Raw genomic sequence first — 12140 nt, 5'->3', positions numbered from 1 at the left:
TCACCTCCGGGTAACCACCCCGTCGTCATAAGAGGTCAGAGATCGGGGAAGCGCTGGATGTTCGACTCGACCCAGTCACGAAGGCTCTGCAGGGGCTTCGCCGCGTCGGCGCCGAGGCCGGTGAGCGAGTACTCGACGCGAGCCGGCACCTCGGCGAAGATCTCGCGGGAGACGAGGTCGCGGTCTTCGAGCCGTCGAAGGCACGACGTGAGCACTTTCGGACTGATGCCCTCGAGCTTGCGCTTCAACTCCCCGAACCTCATCGGCCCGCCCTCGAGCGCGCCGAGGATGAGGGCGCTCCATTTGTCGGCGAGCAGGTCGAGGATGCCGCGGCACGGGCACTGCGCATCGTAGACATCGTGGGGCCTGCCGGCGGCGCAGGTACTGAGGGAAGTCATCCGCTCATGCTATCCGAAAGTTACCAGCACTCCTTGCGGGTAACTGCTCCCTTTCGAGTAGTAATGAGTTCGCGGCAGCCCTGCCGCGTTCGATCTCACGAGAGAAGGACCAGATCATGTCTTCGCACCAGTCCGATCCGCTGTACAGCCTCGTCATTCTGCGCGCGCTCCCCGATCACCGAGACGCACTGCTCGCCGCCCTGCAGCGACTGATCGAGCCGACCCGAGCGGAGCCCGGCAACCAGGACTATGTGCTGTTCGAGTCGCGCAGCGAATCAGGAACGTTCTACATGCGCGAGGCGTTCGACGACCAGGCCGCGCTCGACACCCACTTCGCCACACCGCACTTCCAGGCATTCGCGCAGGGAGTGGATGCGCTCCTGGCAACACCGCTCGAACTGCTGTTCCTCGACCGGAGGTCGGAGTAGCCGCACACGCTGCAGGAAAGCGCTGGGAGGCCGGCACCTGAGAACCGACGCAATCATCCGCTGGACGTACGACGTGGGTACTCCAGTCCGATGCCCGCCGACAGGCCCCGTCCTAGCGTGGATGTCATGTCAACAACTGCTTCTGCCCCCGCAACCACCACGCCGTCCGTCCCTGCGACGTCGACCGCGAAAGGCACCGCCAGCCTCGTTCTCGGGATCTGCTCCGTGTTCGCAGGCTGGACCTTCTTCGCGCCCGTCATCGGGCTCATCCTCGGGATCGTGTCGCTACGAGGCGAGCCGCGTGCGCGCACGCAGGCGGCATGGGGGATCGCGCTCAACGCGATCGCCATGAGCATCTGGATCATCGTGACGATCCTCGCCCTGACGTTCGGATGGATCGCGGCGACCTCGTCGATGTTCGGCCAGTGATGACGCTCAGCCGTCGCAGTCTCCTCTTTCGGGGGCGAGTGTTCAGCTCGTGAGCGACCATCTCGAGGATTTCGGCCGAGTACTCGACGAAACCGGGGTCTACCGCGACGGTGGGGGAAGCCGCAGATCGCGACTATCGTCCTAGGGTGGTCAGACGTTGCAGTCACCGGACGACGAAGAGCGGCCGCAAAGCGCTGCTGCCTGGCGGTGGGTGCCGCTGTGGGTTCGTTCATCGCGCGCCCTGCCGGCGCGATCGGTGAAGGGATCCGCGATCGGTGAAGGGATCGGAGACACGTGGAACACGATCTTCGGATGACACGATGAGGGCTCCGCGCCCGATGCCGACCACGCGCCTGGAGGTGCTCCTCGGCAGGCGAGGTGCCGTCGTGGCCCTGTGGCTGAGTGCTGCTCTCACCGTGGCGGTCTCCGCGTTGCTGTGGGGCGCTGCTCTCGAACGCCCCCTTGCGACCAGCCTGGCGCCGATGGTGCCGATCCTCGTCTCCCCGATGCGGCGACTACCCTGGCTGGGGGGGAGAAGCGCCGTGCTCCCCGAGGAGGAGAGAGCATGCACGATCTGAACGCCGCATCCCCGCAGCCGGTGGCGCCACCGCCTCCGCCCGCTCCCGCGCAGGCCCCTGCCCCCGCAGCCTCACCCTCCACGACGAACGGCGCACCCACCGACGCCGAGATGGCCAGGGCGTCCGAGGTGCTGCGGGTCATCTCCGCCTCGTACTCGGCGAAGATGGTCGGCCAGGACCGGCTGCGCACGAGCCTGCTCATCTCGCTCATCGCGGGCGGGCACATCCTGCTCGAGAGCGTGCCGGGACTGGCGAAGACCACCGCAGCCAGCACCCTCGCCGACACCGTGAAGGCGCAGTTCAAGCGCATCCAGTGCACGCCCGACCTGCTGCCGAGCGACATCACCGGCAACCAGATCTACGACGCGGCAACCGGCACGTTCCGCACGGTCCTCGGCCCCGTGCACGCGAACTTCGTGCTGCTCGACGAGATCAACCGCTCCAGCGCCAAGACGCAGAGCGCCATGCTCGAGGCGATGCAGGAGCACCAGACCACGATCGGCGGGGAGATCCACCACCTGCCGAAGCCGTTCCTCGTGATCGCGACGCAGAACCCCATCGAGCAGGAGGGCACCTACGAGTTGCCCGAAGCGCAGATGGACCGCTTCCTGCTGAAGGAGATCGTCGAGTACCCGAGCCCCGCAGAGGAGCTCGAAGTGCTCAGCCGCATCGACTCCGGCGTGCTCGACCCCGACCGGCACGTCGCCAGCGCCGTCAGCCTCGACGACGTGCATCTGCTGCAGGACGTCGCGAGCCGCATCTACGTCGACCCCGCGATCCGCAACTACATCGTGTCGATCGCCTACGTCACCCGCAACCCAGCGCCGTACATCGGCGAGGAGCGGGCCCGCTTCATCAAGTACGGGGCGAGCCCGCGTGCGAGCATCGCGTTCCTGCAGGCCTCGCGCGCGCTGGCCCTGCTCAAGGGGCGCTCGCATGTGCTGCCCGAAGACATCCGCGAGCTGCGGCACCTCGTGCTGCGCCACCGCGTGCTCCTGACCTTCGAGGCCGACGCCGAGGGCATCCGCAGCGAGGAGATCATCGATCAGATCTTCGCGTCGGTACCCACACCCTGACACCTCCATGGCCAGCCTGATCACGCAGGTGAAGAGCAAGCTCTTCATCCATTCGACGCGCAAGTCGCTGCACGCGCTCGACGGCGCCTACGCGTCGCTGCTGCGCGGGCGGAGCCTCGACTTCGAAGACCTGCGCAAGTACGAGTACGGCGATCAGGTGCGCGACATCGACTGGCGGGCGACCGCCCGACTGGGAACGCCCCTGGTGAAACGCTCGCGCGCGACGCGCATGCACACCGTGCTGTTCGTGGTCGACACCGGGCGCTCCATGTCGGCCCTCGCCGCCGACGAGCAGTCGAAGAAGCAGTTGGCGATCCTGGCGACCGGAGTGCTCGGCGTGCTGACCCTGCGCCACGGCGACGACTTCACCACGGTGTACGGCGACGCCGCGAAGGTGCGCCGCCTCGCACCGGGCCGCAGCGAGGGCGCGCTCGAACACGCGCTGCGCACGATCGACCGCGCCATCGACGAGAGCAGCGTTCCGAGCGACCGTGACGCCCTCCTGTCGTTCGTCACTCGCACGATCGCCCGTCGCATGATCGTGGTGGTCATCACCGACGAGGCCCCCGTCACCGGCGAGACCGAGCGGATGCTGCGCCGACTGCGCGTGCAGCACGATGTGCTGTGGCTCACGCTGCGCGACGCCGACCCCGTGCTGGACCACGCGACCGGACGCATCCGCCGTGACGTCGACAGCCGCTGGCAAGTGCCGGGATTCGTGCAGGGCGACCGCGAGATCGTGCAGGAGCTGACCGCGCAGCGCGAGACCGATGCCGCACACCTCGCCGAACTCCTCACCCGCATGGAGATCAGCCACTCCACGCTGGACGGGCAGGACGATGCCGTCGCTCAGCTGCTGACGCTGCTGAATCGGAGGTCGAATGCCCGGCTCTGACGACCTCTATCCGCCGGCGCAGTACGGCTGGGGATGGATGCTGCTCGCGATCGGCATCCTGGCTCTGCTGGTGCTGGGGGCGTGGTTGCTGATCGTCCTCACCCGACCGCGGCGCACCCTGGCGGTCGCCGACCCGAACGCCGGACAGGCACCACTGGTGATCGACGTCCTCTCGCAGCTGCGCACCGAGTACCTGACGCGCATCGAGCAGATCGAGACCGAGTACCTCGAACGCCGCCTCTCCGCCCGGCAGGCGAATCTCGAGCTGAGTCGCACCGTGCGCACCTTCGTGAACGAATACAGCGGCCTGGAGGCTCCCGTTCTCGCACTCGACGATCTCGTGGCCCGTGGTGTGCATCCCGCCCTCATCGATGCGCTCGGCAGGCATTACTACCCGAGCATCTTCCGTCAGGGACCGGTGATCGATCCTGTGGCCGGCGCCGAGGCCGCCAGGACGGTGGTGCGGACGTGGCACTAGCGAATGTCTGGATGCTCGCCGTCGCCGGTGCCGTCGTGCTGGTGGCGCTCACGGCCGGCCTCGTCCTCGGACTCCGCCGGGGCGGTACGGCCCGTGGTGGCGACGCCGCACGGGTCGCCCGTGCCGAGCGCCTACGCGCACTGCCCTCCTTCCGCCGCGCGCTGGCGCGGAGAGCCCTCGCGCTGTCCGGCATCCTCGCCCTCGGCGCGACTGCCGCGATCGTCGCGGGCGTGGTGGCTGCCCGGCCGATGTCGGTGCAGACCGTCCAGCCCGTGAACACCAGCCGTGACATCATGCTGTGCCTCGACGTCTCCGGTTCCATGACCGAAGTCGACGTCGAGGTGCTGACCGTGTTCGAGGAGTTGCTGGACGACTTCGCGGGAGAGCGGATCGGGCTGACGATCTTCAACAGCTCGCCCGTGCAGATCTTCCCTCTGACCGACGACTACGACTTCGTCCGCGAGCACGTCGAGAGCATGATCCAGAGCTTCGAACGCGGAAGCGGGGTCCCTGAGCACTGGATCGGCACCCTCAACGGCGACGGCGCCTCCCTGATCGGCGACGGCCTCGCCGCCTGCACGATGGGTTTCGACAATCCGGACGTCGACCGCTCGCGCTCGGTGATCTTCGCCACCGACAACGAGGTCAACGGCGCCTCGATCGTGACGCTCGAAGAGGCGGCCGCCTACGCCGCCTCGAAGGACGTGCGGGTCTTCGCGCTGAACCCGGTCCAGGGCAAGGACGCCGACGTCAGCGCCGAGCTGAGCGCTGCGGCCGAGGCGACGGGCGGCGCCGCGTACGGCCTGCGCGACACGACGACCGTCTCCGACATCGTCACCCAGGTGCAGGAGCAGGAGGCGACCGAACTGCGGGGGAAGGCGCAGGTGCTCTGGACCGACGCCCCGAACCTGTGGATCGTGCTGCTCTCGATCTGCCTGCTCGGCTTCGTCGTGGTCCTGTGGAGGGTGCGACTGTGATCTTCCAACCCGTGCTCAACCCGCTGCTGATCGCCCTGCTGTGCGCCCCCGTCGCCGTCGTCGCCATCTGGGTCCTGGTGCGTCCGCGGAAGTCCGCCGGCGTACCGACCACCGATCGTCGGGCTCTGGCCGGTCACCGCGCGCTCTGGGCCCTGCGCCTGCTGCTGGTGCTCGCCTGCTTCGCGATGCTGATGCGGCCAGGCATCCCGGGCGGAGCCACTCAGACTCTCGCGAACGACACCGACATCGTGCTGGTGGTCGACACCACGGCGAGCATCGTGGCCGAGGACTGGGGCGACGACGAACCCCGACTCGACGGCATCCGCGAAGATGTCCGCGCGCTCGTCGACGAGTATCCGGGTGCGCGCTTCGCGCTCATCACCTCGGATGCGGCGGCCGAGCTGCGGATGCCGCTGACCACCGACACCACCGCGCTCATGGGTTCGCTCGAGGTGCTGCGCCCCGAGGTCACCAGCCAGTCACGGGGAAGCTCGATCGGCATCGCCGCCCCGCTGCTGTCGGAGACCCTCGCCTCGGCGGCCGAGTCGTCTCCCGACCGCTCCCGCATGGTCTTCTACTTCGGTGACGGAGAGCAGACCGCCGACACCCCACCGGAATCGTTCGCCTCCAGCGCGAAGTACACCGATTCGGGGGCGGTGTTCGGGTACGGCACCGCCGGGGGCGGCCCGATGCGCATCACCACGGGCGGCATCTCGGAGCAGGACGGCGGGTACATCCAGTACCAGGGTGCCGACGCGCTCTCGGTGATCGACGAGTCGAACCTCGAAGCCATCGCCGATCAGCTCGGGGTCGAGTACGCGCATCGGACGGCGGATGCCGCACCCGTGCTCCCCGAGGCGCCGTCGATGACCACCGACTACGCCGATTCGGGCGAGGTCGGCAACGTCATCGAGTTGTACTGGGTCGCGGCCCTCGCCGCCCTCGCCATCCTCGGCGTGGAACTCGCGCGTGCCGCCCTGCTGATCGCGCGGCTTCGCCGGCTGCGCGCCCCGCGACGACGCGTCGGTTCTCGCAACAGGGAAGACAGCAGACCACGCCACTGAGCCCCCGCACCCTCATCTGACACTCAGGTTCCGTAGACATGAGCGGCTAATGTTTTACCGGTCGCGGACCGTCTTGGTCCCGGCAGGGGTTCGCAGCTGCGTGACGACCGCGGAACACATGGGCTTGGGGAAGCCTCCGCTCGCACGAGACTGCGATGTCGTGTCGACGCACACGTCGACATCAGATCACTGGGGAAGCAAAAACATGGGGAACACACACGTTCTTGAGCGCGCCCGCACCGCGGCCGCTGGCGTCGTCGTCGGGATCTTGGTCGTGGCGGGGCTGGTGTCGTTCGGAGGTGGAGCAGCCGTCGCGGCCGACACCGCGCCGGCGTTGCCGCCGTTGCTGCAGCGCGACGGCGACGTCGTCACATCCGACCCGATTCCGACTGTGCAGATCGACAACGGCTATGTCTGGGCGCAGACGACCATCGGCTCGACCGTGTACGCCGTCGGAAAGTTCGACAACGCCCGCGAACCGAAGGCGAAGCCCGGCACGGCGCTCACCGCGCGGTCGAACGTGCTCGCGTACGACATCAACACCGGGGCGCTCCTGCCGTTCGCGCCGCAGGTGAACGGCGTGATCAAGGCCGTCGCCGCCTCCCCCGACGGCAGCCGCATCTACATCGGCGGCTCCTTCAACAAGGTCAATGGCAAGGACCGCTGGAACATCGCCGCGATCGACGCGAAGACAGGGGCGCTCGTCCCCGGATTCGTCCCGTCCATCGGCGGATCAGGCGTCTACGCGCTCACGACCTCGGGCACGAGTGTCTACGCCGGTGGCCTGTTCTCGCAGGCCAACGGCACTGCGAGGAAGAACCTCACCGCCTTCAACTCCGCGAACGGTGCCCTCCTGCCCTGGGCGCCTCGGACCGACCTGCAGGTCGACGCCATGGTCATGGACCCTGCGGGGAAAGACACCATCATCGGCGGACGCTTCTCTCAGATCAACGGCAACACCGAGATGCGTGGCAACGGGGCGGTCGACAAGACCACCGGCGAACTGAACACCGCGTGGGAGCTGGCCAAGACGGTCAAGAACGGCGCCGGCAGCGGCGACTTCGCCGGCAAGGCCGGAACCTTCAGCCTCACGACCGATGCCACCGGTGTGTACGGCACCGGATGGGGGTTCGCGAACGCCGAGACGGGGAACCTCGAAGGCACCTTCGCGGCCGAGGCAGGCACCGGCAAGGTGCGCTGGATCGCGGATTGCCTCGGCGACCACTACGGTGTCTACTCCACCGGCAAGGTCGTCTACACGACCAGCCACACGCATTCCTGCGAAACCATGGGACTCCACCCGGAGCAGGCTCCTCGCGTGCACCGCTACTCCGAGGCATACACCGCGGATGCTCGGGGTGAATTGGCACCGCAGCCGAACGCGCCGGGCCGCAAGGACTGGGGCGGGAGCCCCGCACCCTCGCCGTACGCGTGGTCGCCCGACTGGGCAGTGGGGACCACCACCGGACTCGGCCAGGCCGGGTTGTCGATCACCGGCACCGGCACCATGATCTCCATCGGCGGCGAATTCCGCTCCGTCAACAACGGACAGTTCGAAGGACTCGTCCGCTTCTCGACCACCCCTCCCGAGGGCCCGAAGGACGGCCCCCGCCTCTCCGGCGAGAAGTGGGTACCGACCGCGACTTCGCTCGTCCCCGGCCGCGTGAAGGTCACGATTCCCGCCAACTGGGACCGTGACGACCTCACACTCACGTACGAGCTGCGCCGCGCCGGCTCGACCGCTCCTCTGCTCACCACCAAGATGGACTCCACCTGGTGGAACCTGCCAGCTGTGACCTTCGAAGACACGACAGCGCCGGTCGGTTCGCAACAGCAGTACACCTTCACGGCGACGGACAGCAACGGCCACACGGTTTCGAGCAAGACGACGACCGCCACGGTGGCCGATTCCGCCCCTGCGTACTCCAACGCCGTGCTCGCTGACGGCCCCCAGCTGTACTACCCGTTGGGAACCGTCGCGCAGGATGTGGCGGGGGCGAACAGTCCGCTCATCCGTTCGGGAGCGACGCCTCAATCGTCAGGCATGCCGAAGGGCGTGGCCGGCGCGACCGCCCTCGACGGCACGGAGACGGGACGAGTCGACACGACCACGAAAGCCGAGGCACCTTCGTCGTTCTCCGCAGAGATGTGGTTCCAGACCTCGACGACCGCTGGCGGCGTGTTGTTCGACTTCGAGAGTTCGGCCGCTGGCTTCTACTCGAAGAACTACGACCGAACCGTCTACATGTCGGACGACGGCCGCCTGAACTTCGGGGTCTACAACGACGGCACGAAAGTTCTCACGACCGCAACGGCATACAACGACAACCGCTGGCATCATGTCGTTGCGTCGGTGAGCCCCGATGGAATGAAACTCTTCATCGACGGAAGACTCGACGGTCAGCTCCCCAACGTCACCAAAGCACAGGACTACCGCGGTTTCTGGAAGATCGGCGGCGGCAGGCTGAAGAGTTGGGCAAATGAGCCGACCAAGACCGTTCCCGCCCCTGCCAACCTTGCCGGCAATGCCCACCTCGTCGGAAATGTCGATGAGTTCGCGGTCTACCCGTATGCACTGACCGCGGGACAGATCAAGACCCACTACAGCGTCGGAAATGGCGCCGCAGCCCCCGTCGCCGCCTTCACGACGACGACTACCGGGCTCGACGCGACCTTCGATGCGAGCGCCTCGGTGCCGCCTGGCTCGACGACGATCGTGGAGTACCGATGGGACCTCGGTGACGGTTCGACCGCGGTCGGCAAGACTCCGGCGCACACCTACTCGGCGCCGGGGACGTATGAGGTCAAGCTGACGATCACCGACGGTCAGGGGCTTGTGGGATCCATCAAGAAGCCGGTTGTCATCCAAGGGGCCAACGTGGCGCCCGCCGCATCGTTCACACTCTCGGCGTCGGCGTTGAGTGTCGCGACTGACGCCTCGGCGTCGGCAGACGCCGATGGCACCATCAAGACCTACAGCTGGAACTGGGGCGACGGCACGACCGGCGAGGGCGCGACGGCGAACCACACCTACGCGACGGCCGGCACGCGCACCGTCACCCTCACCGTGACGGACAACCTGGGCGGCGTGGGAACCACCACCCGGGAGGCCGTGGTGACCGCACCCGCGCCGCTCGCGAGCGATGAGTTCGATCGGGTCTCCGGCCCTGGCTGGGGCACCGCAGCCGTAGGCGGAGCCTGGAAGATCGCGGGAGGTTCGTCGGCAACGGCCACCGTCGCCGACGGAACCGGGAAGATGAATCTGGCCGCGGGCGATACTCGGCACGCGACCCTGAACACGCCGTCGATTCCGAGTCCGGCCCTCGAGACGACATTCCAGGTCGATCAGCCTCCCGCGACGGGTGGTACCTACATCGGCGTCATCGCACGGGACTCGACCGCCGGTCGATACCTCGTTCGCGCCTGGCTCCGGTCGGACGGGAGCATCTGGCTCGTCGCACACCGCGACGGCACCGTCCTGCAGACCCAGGCCGTGTCCGGTCTCGCCGTCACGGCGAACACCTCATACACGCTCAAAGTCACGGTGACGGGAACCGCGCAGGCGTCGATCAAGGCGAAGATCTGGGCGACCGGAGCGACGGAGCCGACCGACTGGCAGCTCAAGGCGACGGACAACGCCCCTCTGCAGCCGGCAGGCGGGGTCGGCCTGAGCGGCAACCGCTCGGGCACCTCTCCTGCTGCCGCAAGCGTGTCCTTCGACTCCTTCCGCGTCACCGCGGCCGAGTAGCCCGCCCATCGACCGCTCGTGGGAACGAGCGCACTCAGCCGACCTCGGGCACCCCGAGGTCGGCTGAGTCGTACCGAGAGGTTGCGCGGATAGGATGTTCAGCGCTTCGTCGTGCCGCTTCGAGGACCACTCGTCTCCAGCCGCGCGGTCGACGACTGTGAGGGGGTGAGGCATGACCGGCCCTTCGACGCGCGACGATACGGTCGCCGGCGGATCCTCACAGGCCGAACGCGCTGCCGCGCTTCTGCGGTCCAACCGTCGGCGCCGCAGCGTCCGAAGATGGGTCGCGATCGGGACGATCCCGCTCACGCTCGCAGCGCTCTTCTTCGTGGGCAAGCTGCTGAGCATGTATGCCTTCGCACATCAGGCCATCACCGCCTACGTGGTGGACGACTTCGCCGGATCGGAGGCCTCCGCGCGCGGACAGGACTTCCTGAACTGGTTCGAGCCGTACAAGGCGCCGTTCAACATCGGCACCGCACTCGGTGGGGCGGAGCAGCTGCCGGACGCACGGGCCCAACTCGAAGAAGCCCTCGACCTCGCGACCGGACTGGAGGTGTGCGCGGTGCGGATCAACCTCGCGCTGGTCGTGGAGCGCATGGGCGATGCCGCCCGCGCGGACGGTGACGGCGCGGGCGCCGCCGCACTCTACGGCGAGGCGCTCACGATCACGGTCGAGACCCCCGAGGAATGCCGCAGTGACGAGGCCCAGCAGCAGTCGCCCGACCCTCAGCGCGACATGGCGGACTCTCTCGACGGCACGGCCGACCGGTTGAAGCAGAAGCAGCAGAAGGAACAGGAGCAGCAGCCCCAACCGCAACCCGGCGAGAAGGAGCAGCCCTCCGAAGACAAGCTGAAGGGCCTTCAGGACAAGCTCGAGCAGGGCACTCAGGAACGCGATCAGCAACAGGGCGACGACCCCGGCGGTTCGGGAACGGAGAAGCCGTGGTGAGCGATCACGAGAGGCAGCGTGCGCGCTACGTCACGGGCACCGAGGGCGCTCCCCCCGTTCCCCCACCCGGCGGCTATCGCGGGGCGCGGCGTGAGGCATTCGGATCGCCACCGAGTCCGACCGCCACGACGGCAGTGCCGACGGTCGAACCGAAGAAGCCGGCGAACGCCCTCGGCTGGATCGCCCTCACCGCATCCATCCTCTTCGCCCTGATCCTGCTCGGCACCCTGATCGCGGGCGGTACCGACCTGCTCTACGGCGTCACGATGCTCGCGCTGCAGCTCGTCGTGGTCGCCGTCATCGCCGCCGCCCTGTTCTCGGCACGCGGGCGGATGCTCGGGGCGATCGCGCTCGTCGTGACCCTTCTGTTCAACGTCGCCACCGTGGGCGGCATGAGTGCGCTGCAGACCTCGGCCTCCGGCAACTACGAGGGCACGAAGACGGCCGCGCAGAAGCATGCGGAGGCGTATCCCGCGATCAAGGGCACCGATCCGCAGCAGACGCTCTCGCAGCAGTCGTTGGAAGAGGTGCGGGAACAGGCCGAGGCGCTGTTCGCCGACGTCCGCGCGCGCTTGACAGAAGAGTTCGGGTACTCGTGGATGCCGGTGGGCGACGAGGATCTGCGCCCCGAGCGCAACGGGTACGGCGGCGAGTCGATGCTGGTCGAGTTCAGCACGACCGCCTGGGCGACCAACGAACCCATCCAGGACTACGACCGCAAGCTCGAGGTGATGGCGGTGATCAGCGAGGTCGTCATCGAACACGGGCTGTGGGACCTCTACTCGTTCAACGATCCGTCCGTGTCGGGGATCGATCCCGCGATGATCGCGAAGCTCTACGGGAGCGACGACCCGCGCACCCAGACCACCTGGGAGTACTACACCGAGAACTACCCGGACCCGTTGCGCTTCTATGCCACCATCAACGACCTCTCGAACGACGACGACGGCGGTTTCCTCGCGGCCCGCGAGGCCCAGAACGCTCTCACCGGAGAGCCGCTCGAGGGCCTGCAGCTGGCGGTGATCGCGAGCGGTGTGCTCAGCGAGGCCGATCGCGCGGAGTTCCAGGAGAAGCTGCAGGAGTATCCGGGGTTCGAGTGAGACGGCCGATCCTGGTC

The 12140-nt window shown here is 67.7% G+C and carries 12 protein-coding genes; 11 read left to right on the top strand and 1 reads right to left on the bottom strand.

Translation table 11 applies throughout. The features are described 5' to 3' along the window. Nucleotides 1–35: 35 nt before the first annotated feature. On the bottom strand, nucleotides 36–398 hold the full coding sequence (locus ACIQLD_RS12595) for a winged helix-turn-helix transcriptional regulator (protein ID WP_402608321.1): 363 nt from the start codon (nucleotides 396–398) through the stop codon (nucleotides 36–38). 116 nt (nucleotides 399–514) lie between these two features. On the opposite strand from ACIQLD_RS12595, the gene ACIQLD_RS12590 reads away from it, so the two are divergent. The 11 genes from ACIQLD_RS12590 to ACIQLD_RS12540 all read left to right on the top strand — a co-directional run bounded on the left by ACIQLD_RS12590 (nucleotide 515) and on the right by ACIQLD_RS12540 (nucleotide 12123). Beyond that, nucleotides 515–826: a putative quinol monooxygenase gene (locus ACIQLD_RS12590; RefSeq protein ID WP_402608320.1), complete on the top strand. Its 312-nt coding sequence runs from the start codon at nucleotides 515–517 to the stop codon at nucleotides 824–826. Between the two features lie 126 nt (nucleotides 827–952). Continuing rightward, complete coding sequence (locus ACIQLD_RS12585; RefSeq protein WP_402608319.1) at nucleotides 953–1255, top strand: hypothetical protein; 303 nt, start codon at nucleotides 953–955, stop codon at nucleotides 1253–1255. A 320-nt stretch (nucleotides 1256–1575) separates the two neighbouring features. Then, nucleotides 1576–1833 carry a hypothetical protein gene (locus ACIQLD_RS12580; protein ID WP_402608318.1) on the top strand — a complete coding sequence of 86 codons (258 nt, stop codon included), beginning with the start codon at nucleotides 1576–1578 and terminating at the stop codon, nucleotides 1831–1833. 110 nt (nucleotides 1834–1943) lie between these two features. Further along, nucleotides 1944–2909, top strand: a complete 966-nt coding sequence (locus ACIQLD_RS12575; protein ID WP_402608549.1) for an AAA family ATPase — start codon at nucleotides 1944–1946, stop codon at nucleotides 2907–2909. Between the two features lie 7 nt (nucleotides 2910–2916). After that, entirely contained in the window at nucleotides 2917–3804 is an 888-nt protein-coding gene (locus tag ACIQLD_RS12570; RefSeq protein WP_402608317.1) for a DUF58 domain-containing protein, read from the top strand. Further along, complete coding sequence (locus ACIQLD_RS12565) at nucleotides 3791–4282, top strand: hypothetical protein (RefSeq protein ID WP_402608316.1); 492 nt, start codon at nucleotides 3791–3793, stop codon at nucleotides 4280–4282. The genes ACIQLD_RS12570 and ACIQLD_RS12565 overlap by 14 nt, the downstream gene beginning before the upstream one ends. Continuing rightward, complete coding sequence (locus tag ACIQLD_RS12560) at nucleotides 4273–5259, top strand: VWA domain-containing protein (RefSeq protein ID WP_402608315.1); 987 nt, start codon at nucleotides 4273–4275, stop codon at nucleotides 5257–5259. The genes ACIQLD_RS12565 and ACIQLD_RS12560 overlap by 10 nt, the downstream gene beginning before the upstream one ends. Continuing rightward, on the top strand, nucleotides 5256–6323 hold the full coding sequence (locus ACIQLD_RS12555; RefSeq protein WP_402608314.1) for a VWA domain-containing protein: 1068 nt from the start codon (nucleotides 5256–5258) through the stop codon (nucleotides 6321–6323). The genes ACIQLD_RS12560 and ACIQLD_RS12555 overlap by 4 nt, the downstream gene beginning before the upstream one ends. A 205-nt stretch (nucleotides 6324–6528) precedes the next feature. Continuing rightward, the gene (locus ACIQLD_RS12550; RefSeq protein WP_402608313.1) at nucleotides 6529–10071 is read left to right on the top strand and encodes a PKD domain-containing protein; all 3543 of its coding nucleotides are present in this window, start codon (nucleotides 6529–6531) and stop codon (nucleotides 10069–10071) included. A gap of 172 nt (nucleotides 10072–10243) precedes the next feature. Then, the gene (locus tag ACIQLD_RS12545) at nucleotides 10244–11023 is read left to right on the top strand and encodes a hypothetical protein (RefSeq protein WP_402608312.1); all 780 of its coding nucleotides are present in this window, start codon (nucleotides 10244–10246) and stop codon (nucleotides 11021–11023) included. After that, nucleotides 11020–12123, top strand: coding sequence for a DUF4064 domain-containing protein (locus ACIQLD_RS12540; RefSeq protein ID WP_402608311.1), 1104 nt, complete (start codon nucleotides 11020–11022; stop codon nucleotides 12121–12123). The genes ACIQLD_RS12545 and ACIQLD_RS12540 overlap by 4 nt, the downstream gene beginning before the upstream one ends. The last annotated feature ends 17 nt before the right edge of the window (nucleotides 12124–12140 follow it).

The organism is Microbacterium sp. NPDC091662 (assembly GCF_044756705.1).
Taxonomy (GTDB): Bacteria; Actinomycetota; Actinomycetes; order Actinomycetales; family Microbacteriaceae; genus Microbacterium.
The sequence above is the reverse complement of the archived record's forward strand: the minus strand, read 5'-3'. Positions and strand labels throughout refer to the sequence as shown.

Bases quoted from the DNA above. Each gene is read 5' to 3' on its own strand.
- ACIQLD_RS12595 (WP_402608321.1), bottom strand. From the start codon at position 398: ATGACTTCCCTCAGTACCTGCGCCGCCGGCAGGCCCCACGATGTCTAC.
- ACIQLD_RS12590 (WP_402608320.1), top strand. From the start codon at position 515: ATGTCTTCGCACCAGTCCGATCCGCTGTACAGCCTCGTCATTCTGCGC.
- ACIQLD_RS12585 (WP_402608319.1), top strand. From the start codon at position 953: ATGTCAACAACTGCTTCTGCCCCCGCAACCACCACGCCGTCCGTCCCT.
- ACIQLD_RS12580 (WP_402608318.1), top strand. From the start codon at position 1,576: ATGAGGGCTCCGCGCCCGATGCCGACCACGCGCCTGGAGGTGCTCCTC.
- ACIQLD_RS12575 (WP_402608549.1), top strand. From the start codon at position 1,944: ATGGCCAGGGCGTCCGAGGTGCTGCGGGTCATCTCCGCCTCGTACTCG.
- ACIQLD_RS12570 (WP_402608317.1), top strand. From the start codon at position 2,917: ATGGCCAGCCTGATCACGCAGGTGAAGAGCAAGCTCTTCATCCATTCG.
- ACIQLD_RS12565 (WP_402608316.1), top strand. From the start codon at position 3,791: ATGCCCGGCTCTGACGACCTCTATCCGCCGGCGCAGTACGGCTGGGGA.
- ACIQLD_RS12550 (WP_402608313.1), top strand. From the start codon at position 6,529: ATGGGGAACACACACGTTCTTGAGCGCGCCCGCACCGCGGCCGCTGGC.
- ACIQLD_RS12545 (WP_402608312.1), top strand. From the start codon at position 10,244: ATGACCGGCCCTTCGACGCGCGACGATACGGTCGCCGGCGGATCCTCA.